Source organism: Marivita sp. S2033 (assembly GCF_046592965.1).
Classification (GTDB): Bacteria; Pseudomonadota; Alphaproteobacteria; order Rhodobacterales; family Rhodobacteraceae; genus Marivita.
In genome coordinates this window covers 354,148-377,016 of sequence record NZ_JBISBV010000001.1, presented here as the reverse complement: position 1 = coordinate 377,016, position 22,869 = coordinate 354,148, and the positions used below count along the sequence as shown (strand labels likewise).

19 protein-coding genes and 1 pseudogene are annotated in these 22,869 nt (G+C 59.8%); 6 read left to right on the top strand and 14 right to left on the bottom strand.

Features of this window, described 5'->3' with window-relative positions; genetic code table 11:
- Positions 1-158 precede the first annotated feature (158 nt).
- Positions 159-2,366 (top strand): NADP-dependent isocitrate dehydrogenase, encoded by a 2,208-nt coding sequence (locus ACGKZZ_RS01785; protein WP_411221712.1) that lies wholly within the window; start codon positions 159-161, stop codon positions 2,364-2,366.
- Positions 2,367-2,864: 498 nt separating this feature from the next.
- Entirely contained in the window at positions 2,865-3,077 is a 213-nt protein-coding gene (locus ACGKZZ_RS01780; protein ID WP_411221711.1) for a hypothetical protein, read from the top strand.
- Positions 3,078-3,200: 123 nt separating this feature from the next.
- On the opposite strand, the gene ACGKZZ_RS01775 is transcribed toward ACGKZZ_RS01780, so the two are convergent.
- The gene (locus tag ACGKZZ_RS01775) at positions 3,201-5,432 is read right to left on the bottom strand and encodes a glycosyltransferase family 2 protein (protein ID WP_411221710.1); all 2,232 of its coding nucleotides are present in this window, start codon (positions 5,430-5,432) and stop codon (positions 3,201-3,203) included.
- A gap of 255 nt (positions 5,433-5,687) precedes the next feature.
- Between ACGKZZ_RS01775 and ACGKZZ_RS01770 the strand changes: the two genes are divergently transcribed.
- Positions 5,688-6,434, top strand: coding sequence for a methyltransferase (locus ACGKZZ_RS01770; protein WP_411221709.1), 747 nt, complete (start codon positions 5,688-5,690; stop codon positions 6,432-6,434).
- Between the two features lie 58 nt (positions 6,435-6,492).
- Here ACGKZZ_RS01770 and ACGKZZ_RS01765 read toward each other — a convergent pair whose 3' ends face one another.
- The gene (locus tag ACGKZZ_RS01765) at positions 6,493-7,461 is read right to left on the bottom strand and encodes a glycosyltransferase family 2 protein (RefSeq protein ID WP_411221708.1); all 969 of its coding nucleotides are present in this window, start codon (positions 7,459-7,461) and stop codon (positions 6,493-6,495) included.
- A 222-nt stretch (positions 7,462-7,683) separates the two neighbouring features.
- On the opposite strand from ACGKZZ_RS01765, the gene ACGKZZ_RS01760 reads away from it, so the two are divergent.
- From ACGKZZ_RS01760 to ACGKZZ_RS01750, 3 genes and pseudogenes are all read left to right on the top strand, one after another.
- Positions 7,684-9,891: a hypothetical protein gene (locus tag ACGKZZ_RS01760; protein WP_411221707.1), complete on the top strand. Its 2,208-nt coding sequence runs from the start codon at positions 7,684-7,686 to the stop codon at positions 9,889-9,891.
- A gap of 590 nt (positions 9,892-10,481) precedes the next feature.
- Positions 10,482-10,895, top strand: a pseudogene (locus tag ACGKZZ_RS01755) (transposase); the annotation flags it as partial.
- Between the two features lie 156 nt (positions 10,896-11,051).
- Positions 11,052-11,759, top strand: a complete 708-nt coding sequence (locus ACGKZZ_RS01750; protein ID WP_411221706.1) for an aspartate/glutamate racemase family protein — start codon at positions 11,052-11,054, stop codon at positions 11,757-11,759.
- Here the strand turns inward: ACGKZZ_RS01750 and ACGKZZ_RS01745 are convergent.
- From ACGKZZ_RS01745 to ACGKZZ_RS01690, 12 genes are all read right to left on the bottom strand, one after another.
- A complete protein-coding gene (locus ACGKZZ_RS01745; protein ID WP_411221705.1) occupies positions 11,756-12,952 on the bottom strand; it encodes an MFS transporter in 1,197 nt (398 codons plus the stop codon). The genes ACGKZZ_RS01750 and ACGKZZ_RS01745 overlap by 4 nt on opposite strands.
- Positions 12,953-13,031: 79 nt before the next feature.
- On the bottom strand, positions 13,032-13,835 hold the full coding sequence (locus tag ACGKZZ_RS01740; RefSeq protein ID WP_411221704.1) for a hypothetical protein: 804 nt from the start codon (positions 13,833-13,835) through the stop codon (positions 13,032-13,034).
- Entirely contained in the window at positions 13,828-15,555 is a 1,728-nt protein-coding gene (locus ACGKZZ_RS01735; protein WP_411221703.1) for a thiamine pyrophosphate-binding protein, read from the bottom strand. Before ACGKZZ_RS01735 ends, ACGKZZ_RS01740 begins: the two co-directional genes overlap by 8 nt.
- Positions 15,556-15,562: 7 nt before the next feature.
- Complete coding sequence (locus tag ACGKZZ_RS01730; protein WP_411221702.1) at positions 15,563-16,960, bottom strand: TRAP transporter large permease; 1,398 nt, start codon at positions 16,958-16,960, stop codon at positions 15,563-15,565.
- Positions 16,861-17,376 (bottom strand): TRAP transporter small permease, encoded by a 516-nt coding sequence (locus tag ACGKZZ_RS01725; protein ID WP_411221701.1) that lies wholly within the window; start codon positions 17,374-17,376, stop codon positions 16,861-16,863. Before ACGKZZ_RS01725 ends, ACGKZZ_RS01730 begins: the two co-directional genes overlap by 100 nt.
- Before the next feature lie 63 nt (positions 17,377-17,439).
- Positions 17,440-18,459: a DctP family TRAP transporter solute-binding subunit gene (locus tag ACGKZZ_RS01720; RefSeq protein ID WP_411221700.1), complete on the bottom strand. Its 1,020-nt coding sequence runs from the start codon at positions 18,457-18,459 to the stop codon at positions 17,440-17,442.
- 44 nt (positions 18,460-18,503) lie between these two features.
- Positions 18,504-18,875 (bottom strand): transketolase C-terminal domain-containing protein, encoded by a 372-nt coding sequence (locus ACGKZZ_RS01715; RefSeq protein WP_411221699.1) that lies wholly within the window; start codon positions 18,873-18,875, stop codon positions 18,504-18,506.
- A gap of 31 nt (positions 18,876-18,906) precedes the next feature.
- Positions 18,907-19,491: an alpha-ketoacid dehydrogenase subunit beta gene (locus tag ACGKZZ_RS01710; RefSeq protein WP_411221698.1), complete on the bottom strand. Its 585-nt coding sequence runs from the start codon at positions 19,489-19,491 to the stop codon at positions 18,907-18,909.
- Entirely contained in the window at positions 19,491-20,486 is a 996-nt protein-coding gene (locus tag ACGKZZ_RS01705; protein ID WP_411221697.1) for a thiamine pyrophosphate-dependent dehydrogenase E1 component subunit alpha, read from the bottom strand. Before ACGKZZ_RS01705 ends, ACGKZZ_RS01710 begins: the two co-directional genes overlap by 1 nt.
- Positions 20,483-21,304: an IclR family transcriptional regulator gene (locus ACGKZZ_RS01700; RefSeq protein WP_411221696.1), complete on the bottom strand. Its 822-nt coding sequence runs from the start codon at positions 21,302-21,304 to the stop codon at positions 20,483-20,485. Before ACGKZZ_RS01700 ends, ACGKZZ_RS01705 begins: the two co-directional genes overlap by 4 nt.
- 102 nt (positions 21,305-21,406) lie before the next feature.
- Positions 21,407-21,565 (bottom strand): hypothetical protein, encoded by a 159-nt coding sequence (locus ACGKZZ_RS01695; protein ID WP_411221695.1) that lies wholly within the window; start codon positions 21,563-21,565, stop codon positions 21,407-21,409.
- Positions 21,562-22,869, bottom strand: coding sequence for an amidase (locus ACGKZZ_RS01690; RefSeq protein WP_411221694.1), 1,308 nt, complete (start codon positions 22,867-22,869; stop codon positions 21,562-21,564). The genes ACGKZZ_RS01695 and ACGKZZ_RS01690 overlap by 4 nt, the downstream gene beginning before the upstream one ends.

Sequence of the window (22,869 nt, the reverse complement as noted above, 5' to 3'; positions counted from 1 at the left end):
AGGCGCTCTTTGGCAATGTGAATTGTCTCAGATTGACGTAGCACGCCGTTCGAACCTCCACCAGCGCACGCCGATTGCGGCAATGTATACCACTGTATGCGGTTTACGACTCACCCCTGATGGCCTATGGCAGAGGAAAATCACGAAAGGGTTGATAAATGGCTGATACGAACACCCCCGACATCATCTACACCAAGGTTGACGAAGCACCCGAACTGGCCTCGGCCTCATTTCTGCCGATCATCCAGAAATTCGCCCGCGCCGCGGGCGTCAGCGTCGGCACCAAGGACATCTCGCTCGCCGGGCGCATCCTTGCCACCTTCCCCGAAGCACTGACCGCCGACCAGCGCCAGTCCGACGATCTGGCCGAACTTGGCAAGTTGGTGAAAACGCCCGAGGCGAACGTCATCAAGCTGCCCAACATCTCGGCGTCTGTGCCGCAATTGCTGGCGGCTGTAAAAGAGTTGCAGGCGCAAGGCTACGCGCTTCCCGACTACCCGGAATCTCCGTCGACCGAGGCCGAAAAAGCCACGCGCGCCAAATACGACACGATCAAGGGCTCCGCCGTCAATCCGGTGCTGCGCGAAGGTAACTCCGACCGCCGCGCCGCCAAGCCGGTCAAATCCTACGCCCAGAACAACCCGCACCGCATGGGTGATTGGGCCAAGGACAGCAAAACCCGTGTGGCCTCCATGTCGGGCGGCGATTTCTTCTCCAACGAAAAATCCGCAACGCTGGACAGTGAAACCAGCGCGAAAATCGTTCTGGTCGGCAAGGACGGCACGGAAACGGTCCTGAAGGACGGTCTGTCCTATCCGGCCGGCACCGTCGTCGATGCCACCTTCATGTCGGCCAAGGCATTGGATTCGTTCCTTGAAGACGAAATCGCAAAGACCAAGGAAGACGGCACGCTCTTTTCACTGCACATGAAGGCGACAATGATGAAGGTCTCGGACCCGATCATCTTTGGTCACGCGGTCAAGGCGTTCCTGAAGCCGGTGTTCGACAAATACGGTGACGAGCTCAAGGCGGCAGGCGTGAACCCCAATTCGGGCCTCGGTGATCTGCTCAACCGCGTCAAGGACAAGCCCGAGATCAAGGCCGAGATCGAAAAGGTGATGGCAGACCGCCCGCCGATGTACATGGTCGACAGCGACAAGGGCATCACCAACCTGCATGTTCCGTCAGACGTCATCATCGACGCATCCATGCCTGCGCTGATCCGCGCTGGCGGCAAGGGCTGGGGTCCGGATGGCAAGGAGCATGACGCGAACTGTATCATTCCCGACAACAGCTATGCGCCGGTTTATGACGAGACGATCAATTACTTCAAGGAAACCGGAAAGCTTGATCCGGCGACCGCGGGCACCGTGCAGAACATCGGCCTGATGGCGCAGAAGGCCGAGGAATACGGATCGCACCCGACCACCTTTGAAATTCCGCACGCGGGAACTGTACGGATGGTACTGGCGGACGGTACGGTTCTGCATGAGCACGATGTTGAAGAAGGTGACATCTGGCGCTCTGCCTCGACCCGCAAGGCGCCGATCGAGGATTGGGTGCAACTCGCCATCGACCGCCAGAAGGCGGAAGACTGCGAGGCGATCTTCTGGCTCGACAAGGACCGCGCGCATGACGCGGAGCTGATCAAATACGTCAAGCCGATCCTCGACGCCAAGGGCGTGGCCGACAAGTTCAAGATCATGGCGCCACGCGAAGCAACCCGCGCGTCGCTGGAAACGATCCGCAATGGCAAGACGTCCATCGCCATCACCGGCAACGTGCTGCGCGATTACCTGACCGACCTGTTCCCGATCCTCGAACTGGCGACGAGCGCCAAGATGCTGTCCATCGTCAAGCTGATGAACGGTGGCGGATTGTTCGAAACCGGTGCGGGTGGGTCTGCGCCCAAGCACGTTCAGCAATTGATGGAAGAAAACCACCTGCGGTGGGACTCTCTGGGCGAGTTCTGCGCGCTGGGCGAGAGCCTGCAATTCCTTGCCGATGCACGCGACAACGAAAAGGCGCGGGTGCTGGGCAAGGCGGTGGATGCGGCAACGCAGGGCATCCTCGACAACAACCGCTCGCCTTCGCGCAAGGTGGGCGAGCCGGACAATCGCGACAGCCACTACTGGTTCGCGCGCTACTGGGCCGAAGCCCTGGCGGCGCAGTCCGAGGACGCCGAACTGGCCGACCATTTTGCGCCCATCGCAAAAGAACTGGCCGACAATGAGGACGCGATCGTGTCGGAACTGGCCGCTGCGCAAGGCAAGTCGGTAGACCTCGGTGGCTATTATCACGGCGATCCGGACAAGACCGCCGATGTGATGCGCCCCTCCAAGACACTGAACGCGATTATCGGCTAGACCGATCTTGGGTCGGGCAGCTTTGCCCGGCCCTTCTTTTTGGCGAAAACTGATTCCAAGAACCGCGTTGTAGCGCTGTGGAATCGCCGCCAACTGCACACTTTCCCTCACAAAAACCCTGTGCGCGCCTCGCAATGCGGTCAGACCGCTGAAACAAACCGCGGTTTTGGCTGGTACACATTTTGTTGATATGTCCTGTGACATAGCCAATCGCGTGAAGCCGTTCATGAGCCTGTGTTCCCACGCGCGTATTTCGTGAGCTGACGCACCTTCATTACTTGATCCGCACGTTAGTTGTGCATTTTTGCGCAACGACGTGTCGGAAAAACTTTTCTTCAAGGTCAATTTTGAGAGAGCCGCTATGCGCGATCTGTGAATTTCAACCCGTTACCTGCGCCCCTAACTTGATGAGTGTCGGCACACACAGACCGGCACAAACGAAACGTCTCAACCCGCCGGCGAATGGTGGGAAATGACACCACAGATAGGACGACTCACATGAAAAAGCTCATCGCAACAACCGCTCTCGCACTCACTGCTTTCGCCGGTATCGCGTCTGCAATGCCCGACACATCCCAGATCAAGCAATATGCGCCCAACGCTGACGTGTCCTCTCTTACCGATGCTCAGGTGAACATCCTGCTGTCGGTCATCCACTCCGGTGACAGCGAGGGCGAAAAGCGCCGTCAAGTGCAATCCATCGTGAATTAAGGACGAATTGTCCACAACGCACCGTCGGTGCCCAAAGGCCGCCCAGGACGGGCGGCCTCAAATAACACCGGAGCAGCGCTGCGCCTCTGCGAGCCGGTTGCAGGCGTTCAGATCAGGGATGCCCTAGTGGGCAGTTTCATCAACATCATCAACGGTGAAAAACCAGTCCTGGTCAGGATCTTGCCCCATCACGTCGTCAGGCACCACGCCCGGACCGGATAGAAACACGTTCGATCCGAAATGAGCGTGCAAGCGCGACAGCGTTTCCAAGCGCTTTCCCGTCAAATCCGCATAAAACGCCGCATAGTTTTCGGTTGCCTTCAACGCGTCAATCTTCTCGCGATGTGACGCAACGGCCGCGTCATGCGCTGCCTGAATGTCCGGATCTTCCAGCAGTCTCGCCATCTCGGCTTTCATCATCCCAAGCCTATTCTGGATCGAACGCTCCTCCTCGGCGTTGTTGTTCATGCGGAACCAATAGGCGAGCCCCTGATCGCGATCCACATGGTTCACCCGCCCGCGATCGCGCTTGACGAGGAAGCTTTCGGCCGAGCGTACGGCGTAGTGATTGAGTTGCACCAGATCATAGCCATAGGTCTCGGTCGTGGAGCGCCATCCGTTGCGATACATCTCGCGCGGCAAGGGCTGACCCGAACCGTTAACCCAGTTGATCTCCTCCCAAAGCTGCGGGTTGAGCCCCTTGGGGCGGTGCACACCCAGCTTCTTGAACAATCCGATATTCTGAAACAACGTCTTGAACCCCCAGGCCTGATGCGGCTTGCGGGCAAATTCCGGCGCGGATCGCAGGAACTGCTCGGTAATGGGCTGGTCTTTGAATTCATGCACATCGTTATTGCCGAACAACCGCCACGTCATCGCGATCATGTTGGCATCGGGAACGGCGGCGAACAGCGCGTCCAGCGTGCCGTCACCGGTCTTGATGTTGATGAACTCATCGACATCAATGCAGGTCACCCATTTGGCAGTCTTTATCACCGGCTCATCTTCGGACGCCTGCAAGGCCGCGTGCTGCGGCTTCAGTCCGCTGTCGCGGAACGGGTTTTCGCGGTGCTGCACCAGGCCTTTTTCCTGCAACATCTTCAGCATCGTGTCGGTGCCATCGGTGCAGTCATTGGTGTAGACCAGAATATCGTCAAACCCGATGGCGCGGTGGTAGGCCAGCCATTCAAGGATGAACGGGCCTTCGTTCTTCATCGTGGTGACAATCGCCCGGCGGCCCTTTCCCTTGGCGATTGCGTCCGGTTCAAGTTCGGGCATCCGGACCGGCTTGTGCCCCCAGTACTGCTGCGACATGTCCAGGAGCGGCGGATGCTCGATCAGCGAGGTCTTGGGCACGATCTTGGAGATCGACGGTGTTGGGTGACGAAGCGCCATGTGGCGGTAGAACAACTGGGTTCGGGAGCGATCCGGGACTGCGTTGCCGATCCGGATCATCCGCCACACGGCATTCTGCGGCGCTTTGGCAGGAGCGATGCACCAGCGCTGCCGCCCGCTTGTCGCGTCAAACTGGACACAGACATGATCGGCAAAGACAGTCGGCTGGTCCTTTCGCACCCGCCACGGATAGCAGTGCCGCCCGACCAGAGCGATCACACCACCCTCGGCCGTCACTGCGCTGTCGAATATATTGGGGATGTCAATGGGGATCAGGTCGTGCACATCAAGATTTGCCACCGCCCGCGCGTCGGCCAGAAATCGCGTGCGCAGGATTTCGTAAAGCGACATCTCCCCCAATGGGGCATCCCACGGCGATGGCTCCGGCGGCTCCATCCGGTCTTTACCGGGAGCCTCCGGCACGCAGATCGGGTGCGCCTCGGGCGGGGTGTCAGGCTTGCCCAGCGGAAGCTCACTGGACAGCACAAGCACGCGGCATGACAGATCCAGCGCCGCGATCCTGTCCTCAAGCGTGCTGGCAAACGCCTCGGACGAAACAGGCTCGGCTCTGTCGACGATCAACGCGGCCTGAAGGTCTTGGGTTCTGACATGATGCGCAAGCCACAGCGCAACCACATCGGCATCTTCGCCGTTCCGGACAGCGGCGATAGCATTCTTGCCTTCGAAGAGATGCAACTCTGCGTCAGAGACAATGTCCGTTTCGTGCTCGCCAAACTCGGGTGAGATACCTTTGACATAGGTCACACACGGCGCGCCAGCGACGCTTTGCACCGATATTCCGCTGTCATTGTTGACAGGCGACAACGCAGCAACATCAGTGCCCGCGGCGAAAAACAGCGTGACGCGCTGTTCATCGCCATGCTGGTGTCTGACTGCATCCAACACCGTGAAAGCGCCGGTTCGGCGCCCCGCCAAACGTCGGGTGATCACGCGTTCCATGTTATGCCCCGTCACCTCGGACGCCCGGAAATTCCAACGCCTGAAGGTTAGTATCTTCTTGTTTTGACAACAATTGCTAGCGGAAAGGTCTTTGTAATGAAAGGGGATCTGTGGCGCTGACGCGTGCAAACGGGTCACAGACGTTTGCAACATTTAAACCAACAGAACGGAAAATCTGTGCGCTGGCAGTCCGTTGCGTGTAATCTGGCACGCAATCGGCGCGTCAGACGTCAGAATGTTGAGAAGGTGCGGTTGATGGCTCTCCCCGATACTCTTGCGGCGCGTCTTATCGAGACGGTCAAGGACAACGACCTGTCCGGTTCGATTGCGATGTTGGGACGACAACGCTGGGTCGGAAAACGGCGCAAACGGTCTGCGGCGCTCTTCGAAAAGACACTGGAAACCTATTTCCCCGGCGTGACCGAAGAGGAATTGGCCAATTCCGACGATGAATATTCGGAAACGTTCTTCAGGAAGATCGGGTTCTCCAAAGTCGAGTCCATCGATTTCTCCGACTTTGAGAACGCGAGCATCATACAGGACCTTGGCGACAAGCTGCCGAGAGCGCTCGAGCGCAAGTTCGATGTGATTTACGACGGAGGCACGTGCGAACACATATTCGACCTCCCGACGGCGTACCGCAACATTCACAAGATGCTGAAACCCGGCGGCGTATTGATTGGCCACTCTCCCTGCAATAACTGGGTCAATCATTCCTTTTATCAAATCAACCCGGAGATGGTGTATGGCTTTTGGGAAAAGACCATGAATTACACCGTATTGCAGTGTGTATTACAGCCATTGATGCCGATGTATGCGCACAAGGTGGTCACAACCACCAACCCCAACGAAACAGGCGCGCGCCCGCGCTTATCGGGTGACCTTTCGCCCGGTGGCATCATTCTCAACTATGCCGTTCGAAAGCCCATGAAGGCGCAATCGGCGAATACAAAGGTCTATCAAACAGATTATGTGAACCGGTGGCAGACTACGGCGCAGTGAGCGGCAAGTAGGGTTGCACGGCGGTAACGACAACGCTTGGGCCGAGGGTGTCTGATTTTCACAAGGCGGCCTTCAGACCTTCGACCAACCCGTCCATTTCAGGGTCCATGCGGAGCGAAGCGGCTTTGCGTTTGTGCCAGTCGACGGCGCGGGCGTGCAGGTCTTTCAGCACCGGATCGGCCTTTAATTCCTTCACCAGCTTAGCGGTTTTGGTCTTGTAGCGGTCGATTGACATATCTTTTTCATCGTTGAGATTGAATCGATCCCAGTACTCCATTCCCAGAACGTGATGCGAATGATTGGCGCGTCCGCGCGCGCGCTTGACGAGGAAGCTGTCCATTGAACGGAGCGCGTAGTGATTGACCTGCGCATCGGTGAAAAGCGGTGGCGCATCGGTACGCTCTCCGTTGACGATATAGTCTGTTCCGCCGGGCAAGACGCGGCGCGTGTCGTGGAGATGGTCTTCAAGCGACACCGGCGCGTGCAGCCCCATGCGCTGGAATTTATGCTGGTTGGTGTAGAGTGATTTGACGAATTTGCCGGTCTCGGGGCGGGTGTCCGCATCCCATTCAAGTTCTGCCATCCTGAACTGTTGCGTCACGGGCTTGTCGGCAAACTTCTCGATTCCCGATGGGCCGAAGATGCGCCAGGGAACCGAGATCACATCGGCATCCTCGCCTGACCCATCAACGAGCGACTGAACCGACCCGTCTCCCAGGTGAATGTTCAGGTATTCATCGACATCGCAGACAAAAACCCATTTGGCATTCATCACGACATCATAGCGTCGGCTGGCTTGCCGCAGCGCGCTGCGGTGGATGCCGGCCTTGCGCACGATGGTGTCATGCTGCGTGACCAGCCCCATCTCCTGCAATCGCAACAGGATCTCGACCGTGGGATCGGTACAGTCATTGGTGCAGACCAGAATGTGATCGAAACCGAGTGTTTTGTAATGCGCCACCCAATCGAGGATATACGGACCCTCGTTCTTCATCGTCGAGACGACTGTGAAACTCTCGTTGCTCATCATTGCCCCATGATCGGACGTCGTGGCCCGCTTTATTGTTCTGTTTTTCCAAAAATTAACGCGGCGTCGCTATGACGTGCAAGCGACATGGCCGCAAAGGCACGAATGCCGCAAAAACTGAGTCAGAATTCACGCAGGCTACCCAAAACGCGGCAATCTGCGTAACACTTGTGTCACGACGCCGCCCATCATCACGAGGCTGGCGCGATTGAGGACTTGCAGATGCCACGCACACGCGAGGTCGGAACACTCTGGATCGGCGGGCCGCTTAGCTGGATGGAACAGCTTTGCCTCAAATCCTTTGTGGACAAGGGCCAGAAGATCACGCTGTTCAGCTATGAGGATATTCCCAACGTTCCGGATGGGGTGATACGCCGCGACGGGCGCGAGATCATCGACACGGACGACTTTATCAAATACGAGCAAAAGAACAGTTTCGCGCTGTTTGCCGACTGGTTTCGCCTGCACATGATCCACCAGAACCCCGGCATGATCTGGGTGGATACGGATGTCTATTGTCATCGCCCGATGACGTATGACAGCGATTATGTCTTCGGTTATGAACTGCCGGGCGAGCACCGGGTGAATAACGCTATTCTGGGGCTGCCGTCAGACAGCGAAGCCTTGCGGCAGATGCTGGCATTTACCGACGACCGTTACTCTATCGCGCCCTTCTTGCCGAAAAAGCGCCAGGCCGAGATGCGCAAGAAGGCCGACAAGGGCAAGCCGGTCCATGTCACGCAACAGCCTTGGGGTGTGTGGGGCCCCATGATGGTCACAAATTATGTGCATGAGCTTGGGCTGGAGCATCATGTCCAGCCACTCAACGCGTTTTATCCGATTACCTTTCGCGAACGGACCAAGTTCATGCGTCGAGCGGAGCTGGCCGAAGGGTTGATCACCGACGAGACGACCGCCCTGCATCTCTGGGCGTCGAACAAGCGGCAATTGGGCAAGTTGCACGACGGCTTGCCGCCGAAAGGATCCTACCTTGAACGCCTGGTGCAGGAGCACAAAATCACCCCCGCGCTTGCCCCGATCAAGGGGCGCGGCACCGCGACGTTCGATGGCGCCCTGATCGACCATCTGGATCTTGCCGAGGTGAGCAGCGTGGCCGACCTTGCCGGCACGGCGCGCAGTTTCGTTCTGGCGCTGCATCATCGGTTCGATTGCGACATTCATCTGGTGAACACCAATCGGCGTGCGAAATTCAAGGACGACGATCAGCCGTGGCTTGCAGATTACATCGCCTTTCTGACAGCGAACGAGGTGGATGCCGACCGGATCAGAGTCGTTCGTTCCGAAAACGCCCTGCGCCCGGTTGATGTGCTGTGCAATCTGCAAGGGTTTGGTGACCGTTGGAAAGTGCCATTTCTCGAGCCGTTTCTGCAACGGTGCATCCATTCCGACACGCGAGTGTTCATGGACGTGCGGCGCGGGTCCGGCGCGTTCCCGTTTCTCAAGGTCTATGGCAGCAACACTCCGCTTTCGACACGTGAGGAAGACGGTCAGCACATCACCCGCATCTGCGTGACGCCGAAACCCCCAGAGCCAGTGGCGGATGAAAGCTGGGACGAGATTGCGACCGGACTTGCGGGCAAGGATGGCTGGTACAGACCCGGCACGAATGGCCACAGCTTTCTCTATGTGCCGCGCGATCCGGAGACATTGGTCGTCACTTTCGACAATCTCGATATCGCGATGACGAAGCGCGAGGACCGCCGGCCCTGGGGGTACAGCTTTATCGAGGATCAGGGATGGTCGATGCTGGGCGTTCTGGCGGGCGGCTGGACATGGTATCGCGAACCTTGGGTCTATGACCAGTTCGACGATCTCAAGGCATCGGGGTTTTTCGAACAGTTCAAACGTGTGGTGTTTTACGGGGCGTCGATGGGCGGTTATGCCGCTTGTGCGTTCTCGCCCGCGGCGCCGGGGTGCGACGTGGTGGCGATTTCACCGCAATCGACCGTCGATAAGTCGGTGGTCCCCTGGGAGACGCGTTACAAGGTGGTCTGGGATCGTGATTTCAGCGGGCGCTATGGCGATGCTGCGAAGGTCAGCAAGGCGGCCAATCGCGTGTCGATCCTGTTCGATCCCTACGAGCCTCTTGACGCGCAGCATGCGGCGCGCTTCACCAACAAGAACGTTCAAAACCTGCGTGCCCCGCTGCTGGGTCACCGCTTGGGCAGTTCGCTCAACCAGATGGGTATCCTCAGCCCGATCATCCTCGGCGCGTTGAACGGCACGCTCACCAGCGAAGCGTATTACCAAATGCTGCGCACCCGACGCAGCTTTCCGCGCTATCAACGCGAGTTGTTCAACCGGGCGCTCGATAAAGGGCATACCGCGCTTGCCAAAACGCTGGGCGAATACATCCTACAGCAAAACCCGAACCGCGCAGTGCGCACCGGGTTGAAGGCGTTGGGATGAACCGGAACATGTGGTGCCGCTGAAGGGACTGGTTTCCGTGCATTGTCCGGGTGAAGTCTGGACAGGACATGGGTTTGGTTCCGGGTTCAGGCACAAATTCGGTACAGACACGCTGCTTGCATCAGCAAAACAAGGCCTACCAGTTCCGTGGATTCACGGTCAATAGGAGCATTTTGTTAGACGATTTGTGCTACGGTCCACGGACACGGGCCTTTCGTGGTCGATCATGGAGTATCCTAATCAGGGTGCCTTGAAAGGTATGCCCCTCAGGAGTCCTCAGAGAGTCGTACAGGGCTATTGAAGCCGTCAGCGCGATCTCATCCGACTGGGGGCCTACAAATATGAATCACGACGATAGCTATCTGTGTGACAAACGGGATACTTCTCAGAGCATTCTAGCTCACGGGCATGGCATGGGGGGACGCGAGTGCCGGGGAGGGCATCCCCATTACCGTACACAGGCCAGATCACGGAAGGGGTTTTGAGTAAGTCAACCTAGAAGGGGATGAAAAGGCTATCCTTGGGGGGTGAACTTGCGGCGCCTAGCTGCTTGGCGCTAAAAAACTATCGGGTTGACTGTGCGACCCCCTGAAACTTGCGTCGATGCGCTGAATGAAGCCATTCACAAGTTTGGCCCGCCAGAAATCATGAATACGGATCAGGGCAGCCAGTTCACGTCCTTTGCGTGGACAGACCGGCTTCGGCGATCCGGCGTGCGCATCTCGATGGACGGCAACGGCCGCTTCCTCGACAACATCTTTGTCGAGCGTCTCTGGCGGTCTTTGAAGTATGAATGCGTCTACCTGCATGCCTGGGAAACCGGATCAGAGGCGAAGGCAGGCGTCAGGAAGTGGATCGACTTCTACAACCATAAGCGCCCGCATTCCGCCCTTGGCGGCAAACCACCCGCTGTGATCTACTGGCGGCGAAACGAAGCAAAAAAATCAGCAGATGCAAAGAGTAGCTTAATTTACGCTAGATGCTGTCCAATAAATGGGGAGTAGCTCAGTCGAGCCAAATTCGACATTCCATTCCGGCCCAGGCAGCCAATGGGCGGCTTGTGCGGCGAGCATCGCTTTGTCGTTTGGTCTTGAGGACCGCGCGCCTATGGCAGACACAAGGAATATTCTGGGGGCAAAGGCTACAAACAGGGGTCAAGGATGCGAACAGTTGGTGTGTTGGGCGGCATGGGCCCCGAAGCGACGATTTATTTCATGCAGCAGGTCGTTGGCGCGGTCTCGGCGCGGGATGATGCTGATCATGTGCCGCTTTTGGTGGACAACAATACGCAGGTGCCATCCCGCATTTCGGCGATCCTTGACGGCGGAGACGAAGACCCGGGTCCGGTCCTGGCCGACATGGCTGCACGTCTTGTGACGGCCGGAGCGCAGGCGCTGGTGATGCCGTGCAATACCGCGCATTATTATGCGGCGCAGGTGTCCGCAGCGACCGATGTTCCGTTTCTCAACATGGTTGATCTTGCCAGTGCCGAGGCGGCGCGTCTGGCCCCGAAAGGCAAGGTTGGTCTGCTGGGGTCGCCCGCCTTGCAGCGCGTTGGCGTATTCGAACCAGCGTTGCGCGCTGCGGGGATGACGCCGGTCTATGCACAAGATGCCGAGCAGGTGCTGGCAACCATTCGCTCGATCAAGGCCGAGGGGCCAACCAAACGCGCCGCGCGTATTCTGAGCGATGTTTCGGCGGATATGGAAAATCAGGGCGCTGACGTGATTTGCATCTGTTGCACCGAGTTTTCGCTCTTGGCAAAGGAGATCAAAGCGATCGTGCCGGTTTTTGATGCGATGCAGGTCTTGGTGGCCGCGACCGTGCGGTTTTCAACCTCTGGAGAGATCGCAGATATGCCGGCCTAGTCTGGCTCGTCGTTTATTCGCGGAAGAAACCATGTGGCCAATCCTGCAAGTGGCAGGAAAGAGCAGAACCAGAAAACAGTTTCCACCCCGTAGCTGTCGGCAAGGATTCCCAGAAAGGCGGCGGCGACACCGCTGAGTCCGAAGTTCAGCCCGTAGAACAACCCCCCGATCAGGCCAATCCGGTTCGGCAGCAGATCAATCGCGTAGATCAGGATCGAAGCAAAGGCGCTGGCCATGATCAGGTTGATCATCACTGTCAGAACCCCGGTCCAGAACAGATCCGCATAAGGAAGGATCAGGGTCAGCGGCAATGGGCCAAGAACCGAGATCCAGATGATGCGATAACGCCCGATCCGGTCGCCGATGATACCGCCGATTAAGACCCCGACAGCCGCGGCGAGCAGGAACAGAAAGAGCATCATCTGCGAGGCAGGGATGCTGAGGCCGAAGCGTTCGATCAGGTAGAACGTATAAAACGAGCGGAAACTTTCGCTGTAGAAATTCTTGGTGAACATCAGGAAAGTCAGCACGACAAGCCCGATCGCGATGGTCGCTGCGGCGTGACTGGTGGTTTCGGTACTCGCCTTCCCCCGCGCACGCATTGCAGTGAATTCGGCCCTGATCTGGTTTTGCTTGCTGCCGATCCACGTCAGCAGCAGCATCGCCAATAGCGCGGTCAACGCGAACCACGCGAGGCTGGGCTGCCCCCAGGGCACGATGATCAATGCGGCAAAGACCGGACCCAAAGCTCCGCCAGCCTGTCCGCCAACCTGAAAGATCCCCTGTGCCAAGCCCTGATTTCGCCCGGCCGCATAGCGCGCCATACGGGTCGCTTCGGGGTGAAAGATCGACGATCCGATTCCGATCAGCGCGACAGACACCAGGATCATCGCATAGCTTGGCGCAAAGGCGAGGCTGAACAGGCCCGACAGCGTGAACATCATGCCGACGACTGGGGAATAGGGCGCGGGGTAACGGTCGGTTGCCATGCCGATCACCGGTTGGAGCATTGCGCCCGCGATCTGGAACGTAAGGGTTATGACACCGATCTGAACGAAATCGAGGTCATAGATCTCTTTCAGGATCGGATACGCCGCCGGGATCAGGGATTGCATCAGATCGTTCAGCAGATGGGTCAGACCAAGAACCATCAGCACTGTCAAATGAGTTCCGGGGCGGGCGGCGATCGTCATGGGACGTGTCTTTCTGAATATGCGGCATCTCTCTCACTTGTTCACACCGCTTTCAAGGCTTCAAGAGCCAGTGAGACGCTTACTGCGGCGCAGTCAGCGCCGAATGGACCAGATCGCGCGCCGGCATTCCGACCTTCGCGCCAAAACGAGATGCCGAAGCATTCGCCGCCGAGATCACACCGTCTTTCCAGCTGGAATGCGCCTCTCCGATCCGCGCCGAGCTTGCAGCGACAGTGACCGCAGCGACTCCGCGCTGGTCAAGGGCGGGCAGACGTGTTGTGCCAATGCCCCCGCCTGCATCGTTGAACAGGGCCAGCAGAGCATCCACCCTGAGGGCGTTTGACGGATCATCGCCAAACAGAGCTCCGTGCGAACCGGTGATGATAACCTGCCCCGCATCTTCGGGGCGAACCAAGGCGGCGGAGTCAATCAGTACCAGTTTGCACAACGCGCCTTTCGGGCGGATCACGTCACGGCTTTCGGTGATGTCGGGGCACGGTGCGTGCGGCATGTCTGCAGCCGCCAGACGTGTTGCAGCTTGGGCGCAGGCCATGCCGGGCGTCACGCCAACGCGCTCTGCGGTTTGATTGACGTGAGAGATCCGGCCCTGCGCAAATGCTTGCTCGGCATTGCCGATATCCGCACTTGTGTAATCAATCGCAGCGGCGGCCATTCCCTGTTCATTGAGCCACGACAGTCCACTGATGCCTGCGTTGCCCATACCAACGCCCGCATCGTTGAAGATCGCCGCGCGACTTCCGGCGCGCCTCGCGAGGTAGGCCGCGTAAACTCCGCCATGCGAACCGGTGACGATGACCCGACCAGCAGCACTGGTGTCGAGCTTGGTCACGCTATCGGCCAGAACGGGCGGGTGATCAGGCAATTCTGTCGCCTTTCTTGACCTTCACGGCACGGCTGTCTGCGGCGGGCAGCATCTTGGCCGGATCGCGCGTGACGACCACATCAAGCACAGTCGGCCGTTGGTTTTCCGCCAGCGCTTGTTTTATCGCATCGCCCAGCGCATCTGGCGTTTCGACGCGAATGCCCAGACAGCCCATTGCGCTGGCCACCTTCGCGTAATCCGTCTCGGTCAGATCGCTGGATTGATAGGCATCCTGACCGTACATCAGATGTTGAAGCGCCTTTACATAACCCGACGCCGCGTTGTTGACGACAATGATCGTCGGAGCGAGCCGCATGCGGCGTGCGGTTTCGATCTCTCCGAGAACCATGTTGAACCCACCATCGCCGGTGAGCGCAAAGACCGGGCGGTCGGGTGCCGCCATGCAGGCACCTATGGCACCGGGAAGACCATAGCCGATCGAGGCAAACCCGCGATCAGGGACAAAACCGCGCCCTGCAACCTTGCTGTCATAAAGCAAACCGCCCCAATGCGCAGCAAAGCCACCATCTGCGATGAGAATGGCATCGGCCGGCAGGTGCTGGTTCAACTCGCCCATCAGTCGCCCCATTGAGACCGGCACCTCCTCGCTTTCGAGCCTGTCGCGCGCCATGTCGCGCCAGGCTTGCATCTTCGTCTCGATACCGGAGCACCACGCCTTGCGCGCATCCGGAATCGGACAATCCTTGAGCGCAGCGTGCAAGTCGCGCAGCCCCTCGCGGGCGTCGCCCCAAAGGGGCAAAGTGGGAGCATAGGTGCGGCCGATTTCCTCGGCCACCGCTTCGAGATGGATAACCGTCTTGCCGGGCGCCGGAACGGTATAGCGTTTGGTGGCAATCTCACCCAGTTTGCAGCCCACGACCAGAAGGCAGTCGGACGCGTCGATCAACTCGTTGGCGATGCGGTCATAGCGCCCGAACAATCCAGCCGAGAGCGGACTGGTGCAGGCGATTGCTCCTTTGCCGCTCATCGTGTGGGCGACAGGGATTTGTGCGGCCTCGGCCAGCGCGGTCAGGTCATCGCTCGCTTGCGAGATATGAACACCGCCGCCCGCCAGGATCAGCGGGCGATCCGAAACAGCCAGCATCGCAACTGCCTGCGCAAGACTGTCTGCATCGGGCCGGCAACGCAGCGCCGGAGCCGCCTGATAACGCGGATCGGAGAGAAACTCATCATCACTGAACCAGTGCGTGCCGTGACAGATATCTTCCGGCACGATCAGAACAACCGGTCCGGGACGGCCCGTGGTGGCCACCTGAAACGCGCGCGACAAAAGCTCGGGGATACGATGCACCGCCTCGACGCGGATCACTTCCTTGACGGCGGGGCGCAGGATCTCGGCCTGGTGGGTTTCCTGTGTCATGTTCTTCCACGCGTGATCGCGGTGCGTGTCGCCAACGATGGCCACAATGGGCGAGCCCGCGTTCAACGCCTCGACCAGACCGGTGACCAAATTGGTGGCACCCGGTCCGAGCGTGGCATCCACCAGCCCGACCCGCCCGGACACCTTGGCATAGGCGTCGGCGGCGAAGGTGCCGCAGCGCTCGTCGTTGATCAGGTGATGGTTCAGCCTCAGCCGCCGCGCCGCGTCGTAGAACGGCAGCAACTGAAAGCCGCCCATGCCAAAGATCGGCCCGGCCTCATGCGCCAGCAACGTGCGGGCCAGAGCCTCGCCGCCGGTCATTTCATTGGTATCTGTCATGCTTGCCTCATGTCACGCGGTAGCCCAGTAGCCGTGGCAGCCACAGGGCGATTTCAGGAAAGATGATGATCAGCGCCAGCGCGACAGCCATTGCCAGCAGCAGCCAGCCGACCCAGCGGAAGGTCGACTCCAGCGGCACGCCTGCGATCTTGGCAGTGACCATCAGATTGACGGCAACGGGAGGTGTGAACTGCCCCATCGCGATGTTGATCGCCATGACCACGCCGAACCAGACATAGGACCACCCAAAGGCGTTGATGATCGGGATCAGCAGCGGCAGTGTAATCAGATAGATCGACACCCCGTCGAGCACCATTCCCGCTAGCAGCATGACGATCATCACAAGGATCAGGATGATCCATTGGTTGTCGCTGACACCAAGGATCAGATCGGCCGTGGCCGTGAACGCACCCATCGTTGACCCGGCCCAGGCGAACAATCCGGCGAGCGACAGGATAATCATCAACACTCCCGAGATGCGCGCGCTTTCGGCCAGCACGTTGTATACATCACGCCAGCCCATCGTGCGATACAGCACCGTGCCGACGAACAGGCCGTAGAACACCGCAACAACGGCGGTTTCCGTCGGTGTGAACAGGCCAGAGCGCAACCCGCCGAGGATGATGACCGGTGCCATGAGGCCCGGCGCCGCGCGGCGAAAGCTGGCCCAGAATGGCGAACGTTCGGGTTGCTCGTTGTCGCCAAAACCGTGGCGGCGTGACAGGATCATCGTGGGTACGGCAATGGCAAGCCCCAGTAGCAATCCGGGGATCAGACCGGCAGCGAACAGCGCGCGCAGATCCATGCCCGGGATGATCACCGAATAGACGATCATCGCGATGGAGGGCGGAATCAGGATGGCCGTTGAGGCGCTGGCGGCGATGACCGATGCGGTGAACGGCTTTGGATATCCCGCCTTGACCATCGAGGGTAACATCACGGTGGCAACAGCCGCGGCATCGGCCGGGCCGGAGCCAGACATGCCGCCCATGATCATGCAGACGAGGATCGCCACCATCGCCAAACCGCCCCGGCGAGGGCCGATCAGCGCTTGCGCAAACTCCACAAGTCGCGCGGCTACGCCGGAACGCTCGAACACAGCGCCGGTCAGGATGAAGAGCGGAATGGCGATCAACGGATATTTGGCGACAGCAGCATATGTGTTCGGCCCGATCATGCCGAGTGATACAAGATCAAGGCCGAGCCAGACACCGACGGCCCCGCCCAGACCCAAGGCAACGGCAATCGGAGTGCCGATCATCATCAACCCGACAAACACCGCGAGCAGCATCACATTTGCGAAGATCACAACACTTGGCCCCGACGCCACCGCGCCCAGCCCCGGCCCAGCACGCGGCCGAGGATCGCGATGCACAGGATCGGCAACCAGATGGTGTAGATCCATGAAGGATTGCCCAGCCCCGGTGTCGTTTCCTCCCAGTACCATTCCGCATAGGTCACGCGCCCGCCGTAATAGACGATCAGCGAAAACAGCGTCGTCGTGGCCAACAGGCTGATCACGCCGCAGAGCTGTTGCAGCGGTCGCGGCAGTCGCTGGACCAGAAAGGTGATGCGAATATGTTCATTGGCGGCAAATGCGGCCGAAGCGCCGACGAAGGTCATGAAGACCAGCAGGAACACCGAATATTCCTCGGTAAAGGCAAAAGACACGTTGGTGGCGTAACGGGCGACAACATTGGCGAACGAGATCAGGCAGATCAGCGCCATCGCAGCAGCTCCGAGCGCTTCTTCGATGCGGATCGGCACGATGGTGTGGTCAGTACCAGTCTCGGCGTCCGGATCAGGCGCGCTCGGGTCCATTGGCTATTCTCCTGGGCCATATGCCGGGCCCGATTGCAGGCCCGGCAACGTGGTATCGCATTGTCAGCGGTTCGAGATCGACTCTTCCGCCATATCGACAAGATCGGCCCCGATCTTGTCCTTCCAGGCATCGTAAACCGGGCGCGTTGCATCAATGAACGCTTGCCGCTCGTCATCGGTGAGCGTCACAACCTCGACACCGTGACCCTTGATCTCTTCGATCAAGGACTGGTCATCTTCGGTCAGACCCTTGCGCGCGACCTCGATGCCATGCGCGCCAGCATCAACCGCGGCCTGTTTCAGGATCTCCTGATCTTCGGGAGTGAAGCTGTCCCACACCTGCTGATTGACAGCAAAGATCAGCGGATCGGCCACATAGTGCCAGAGCGTCACGTTGCTTTGACCCAGCTCGTGCATGTTGAGCACGGAATAGATGGTCAGCGGGTTTTCCTGCCCGTCGACCGCACCGGTGGTCAGCGCAGGCTGCGCGTCGGCCCAGCTCATCTGGGTCGGGTTGGCACCGAGCGCGCTGAACATGTCGCTAAAGATTGGCGAGCCGACGACGCGCAGTTTCAGGCCAGCCATGTCTTCCGGCTTGCGGATCGGGGTTTTGGAATTGGTGACTTCGCGAAAGCCGTTTTCGGCCCATGCCAAAGGCACCGCGCCCTTGGATTGGACGATCTCGAAGATCTTCTCGCCAACCGGACCTTGGGTCAGAGCATCAAGCGCTGCATAGTCGGGCATCAGGAACGGCATCGAAAACAGGTTCAGCTCGGTGATCTGGGGCGACCAGTTGATCGTCGATCCGACCGCCATGTCGATCACGCCCTGCCGCATCGCGGTGAACTCGCGGGTCTGATCGCCTTGCACCAGCTGGACACCGGGATAGACCTTGAGGTTGATGCGCCCGTCGGTGCGTTCGGCCGTCAGCTCGGCCCATTTCTCGGCGGCGATTCCCCACGGAAACGGCGCGGGCACCACAGTCGAGACGCGGTATTCGTCTTTGTACTCCTGCGCCACCGCGGTGGTCACACCGATGGTGGCCAAGGCCACACCGGCAACGATATTCGTGAAAATCTTCATTGGTTTCCTCCCTTTAAATGTTGCGACGGCATATGCCGTCGGTTTTAAGCCGCGGTACATGGGGCAATCATGCTCTGCACCGCATCAATGATGGCATTTTCCCTAACCCGAGCCATCTCTTCGAACGGCGGGGCATAGGCGATCGGAATACGCGGCGCGCCAAGGCGGCGAACCGGCGCACGCAGTTCGTGATGCAGCGCTTCGGCCACGCTGGCCGCGATTTCAGCGCCAAAGCCCGATACGCTGACTGCTTCCTGCACCACCAAAAGACGCCCCGTGCGGCACACCGATGCGAACACCGTTTCCCGATCCCACGGCCAAAGCGTGCGCAGGTCGATCACTTCGATTTCGACACCGTATTGCGCCAGTGACTTGGCGGCGCGAAGGCTGACGTGGCGCATGGCCGACCATGTCACGAGCGTGAGCGCGTCGCCCTTGCGCGCAGTTTCAGCAGCGCCCGACGGGGATCAGATGATCCCCGTCGGGCAGCGCGCCCTCCAGCGCCCAGAGATCCTTGTGTTCCATGTAGACCACCGGATCGTCGCAGCGGATTGCTGATTTAAGCAGTCCAAGGTTGTCAGCGGGCGTCGCGGGCGCGACCACCACCAGCCCCGGAATATGGGTGTACCACGCTTCGAGCGATTGCGAATGTTGCGCCGCAGAGGATCGCCAGATGCCTACGGGCTCGCGCACGACCATCGGCACGCGCATCTGCCCGCCGAACATGAAACGCGCCTTTGCCGCCTGATTGACGAGTTCGTCCACAGCGCACAGCGCAAAGTCGGAAAACCGCATCTCCACGATGGGACGTGTGCCGGTCATGGCAGCGCCAACAGACGCGCCCATGATACACGCTTCGGAAATAGGAGTGTCAGCAATGCGCGCGTTGCCGAACAACTCTTGCATGCCTTTGTACTGGCCGAACACACCACCACGGCCAAGGTCTTCGCCCAAAGCCCAGACGGCGGTGTCGCGCTGCATTTCCTCGATCACGGCGCGGCGTCCCGCGTTCAGGTAGGTGTCGCGCGCCATCAGAAAGGCCTTTGCCGAGGAGACCCGACATCCTGCACATCAACGAAGGCAAGCGCGGCATCGGGCCAGTCGGTTGCCTGCGCCTGTGCTGCGATGTCGGCCATTTCACGCGCTGCATCGTTTCGCAGTGCGGAAAAGGTCTCGGGGGTGACGCCGGACAAGCCGAGTGCGGTTTCAAGCCGTGCAATCGGACAGTTGGCACGCTGCGCTTCGACCTCGTCTGCCGGTCGATAGGTCGCGGGATCGACAGCAGTGTGTCCGGTGATGCGATAGGTTTTGGCATGCAAGAACATTGGTCCGCCGCCGGCGCGAATGTCGCTGATTGCGTTTCGGGCAACGGCATCAAGGGCCACCAGATCGTTACCATCGACGGCAACCGATGGTATGCCAAGGCTTTCGGCGCGCGCGCCAGCCCCGGCGCCGCCAGTCATGTGCGAGGTTCGGGTGGTCGCGGAAAATCCGTTGTCTTCGCAGACGAACAGGACCGGCAAATCAAACACCCGCGCCCAGTTGAGGCCTTCAAGAAACGGCCCTCTGTTGATCGCGCCGTCACCGAAGATGCAGGTCACGATCTGGCGCGAGCCTTGCAGCTTCAGCCCATGCGCCGCACCTGTCGCAATCGGAATATTTGCACCAACCACGCCGTCTGCACCCAGCATGCCAACACCGAAATCCGCTATATGCATCGAGCCGCCCTTGCCGCCGCATGTGCCACCCGCGCGCCCGAACAGTTCGCGCATCATGGCCAAGGGATCGGCACCCTTGGCAAGTGTGTGGCCGTGACCGCGATGGGTGGACAGCATCAGATCGGCGCGTTCGAGATTGGCGCAAATGCCAGCCGCAACGGCTTCCTGTCCAATGGACGGGTGGATCGCACCGAGCACCAGACCTTGCTTCTGCGCTGTGATTGCCGCCTCTTCGAACGCGCGAATGCGGTGCATCAGGGCAAGCATCGTGGTGGACCGGTCGCTGTCGAAATTGGCGGTCTGGGTCATTCGATCGGCTCCCGAGCCCGGACCGGGGCGGAATTGGCGCCGGATCGATGTCTTTGATCGAGAGCGCGCCCGACACTGGCCGCTTCGCGTTTGAGAAGGTCGACAATCATCTGCCGACGTTCCGGGTTCATGCGCTCGTGGATAGCAGCAACCGAGATTGCCGCTGCAACGCGTCCCTCTCCGTCCATGACCGGCACACCAACGGCATTCATCGCCGCCACGATGCGCCCGTCGTTATAGGCGTACCCAGACCGTTGCGCCGCCGCGATCATCTGGTTCAGTGCGTCGGTGTCAAACCTCTCGAACGCGTTTCGTTCGGCAGCGTTGGCAGTGAGAACCGAGGCAATTTCATCAGCGCTTTCGAAGGCCAGCAACGCCAGCGACCCGGCCCCAACGCCAAGGGGACGCCGATCACCGACCGACAGGGTCAGACTGCGGATGGGATAGGAACCTGTGCGCCGGTCGACACACTGCGCCATCGTGCCGTCCCGGATTGACAGAAAGACAGTGTCGCCTGTTTCAAAAGCCAAGCGGTCCAGACTGGCGCGCGCGAGATCTATGATATGCAGGCGACGCGCAGACTGACCGAGCAGGAAAAGCGCGTAACCCAGCCTGTAGAGTTTGGTCGCCTCATCATATTCGACATACCCGACCTCTATCAGCGCTTTGAGCAAGCGAAGAACAGTGGCTTTGCTCAGGTCAGTGGCATCGGCCACCCGCGCAAGACGTGATCCCTGGCTCGCGCCTTCGGCCAAAGCGCGCAGGACAAGCGCTGTCCGGCCAACGGTTTGGACCGATATGGCGCGTTGTCCCTCCATCGGCGTGATTCGCTCCCCAGAAACCGCGAAGTTTCACTGAGTGGACCATGACGGAGTCTAAAATGGAACAAAAATGTGTGCTTGAGAGACGCGCCAGCGCGATCAGTCCTTCCGGCGCACCGATGTCACAAGGTCATAGATCACCAGACCAAGCGTCAACGCGGCAACGGCTATCAGGTCGGGGCTGGGCACGGAAAAGATCAGGATACCGATGAAGCCTGCGAAAACTGCAAAAGCGAGGGCGGCCAGAATCCAGTTCATGTTGTCTCTCCTGCGGTTTCGGCCCAATCGTAGAGCCATTGCGCGGTGCGGAGCAAGCGCGCATCGCCGCCGCGGGGACCGATCAGTTGCACGCCCATCGGCATGTCATCGACGGTGAGGATCGGGACGGTCACGGCCGGGGTGCCGCACAGGGTCCACAACCCGTTAAAGATCGGATCGCCTGTCGTGTCCCGTCCGGGGGCGGGCCCGGTCGCTGCGGGACACAGGATGGCATCGCAGCGTTGAAATACCTCGTCCAGCATCGCGTTCAGCACATCGGGCCAGTCCAGCGCCGCGATATAGTCACGCGCAAGGACCGAATTGCCCTCTGCAATGGCCTCGCTCAGAATATCGGACAGGCCGCCGCGTGTCGCATAGCCGTGATAACACCGTGCCATCTCCGCGACGTTGATCCGGCGACGCTCGGCCTCGGCCTTGGCGAAAAGATCGGGCAATGTGATTTCGAACGCCTGCTCGCCAAGCGCCGCGCCAAGTTCATCAAAGGCGGCAACCGTGTCCTCGCTTGCGCGCTCCCATCCGGGCGGTTGCAACAGGGCCAGAACCGGTTTCAGCGGCGCGCCTGCGTCGACGGTGCGCAGCAATGCAGGCGCCGGCACCGGGACATCGCCCTGCTTTGGCGCGAACAGCACGTCGCACAAGAGCGCGGCTTCGCGGGGAGTTCGGGCAAAGACACCAACCGTGTCGAGGCTTGGCGATTGCGGTAGCACGCCTTGCGTCGAGATCGCGCCGAAGGTGGGTTTGAACCCCGTCACGCCACAAAATGACGCGGGTCGGATCACCGATCCGCCGGTTTGCGTGCCCACTGCCAGAGGTGCCATGCCCGCCGCGACGGCGGCCGCCGAACCGGAAGACGAGCCTCCCGGTGTGCGGTCGGGATTATGCGGATTGCGTGTGTGCGGCGGGTTCATGAACGCCAGTTCCGTGGTGACCGTTTTACCAAGGATCAGGGCGCCTGCCGATTTAAGCTGTTCGACCAGTGCCGCGTCGGAGCGCGGCACGCGGCCTGCATCGTTGCTGGCGCCGTTTTCAGTAGGAATGCGCGCCGTGTCGATCACGTCTTTCAGCACAACGGGTATCCCGTGCAGCGCACCGATCACCCGTCCGGCACGGCGCTGCGCATCAAGCGCTTCGGCCTGCCGCCGCACAAACTCGGCGTCAAACCAGGCGAAGGCCGCGATTTCGGGCTCACTTGCCTCGATCGCGTCAATGTAATGCGCGGCCAGGTCGGTCACTGAAAGTTCGCCTCGCGCGATCCGGTCGCGCAAGGCTACGGCGTCAGTCAT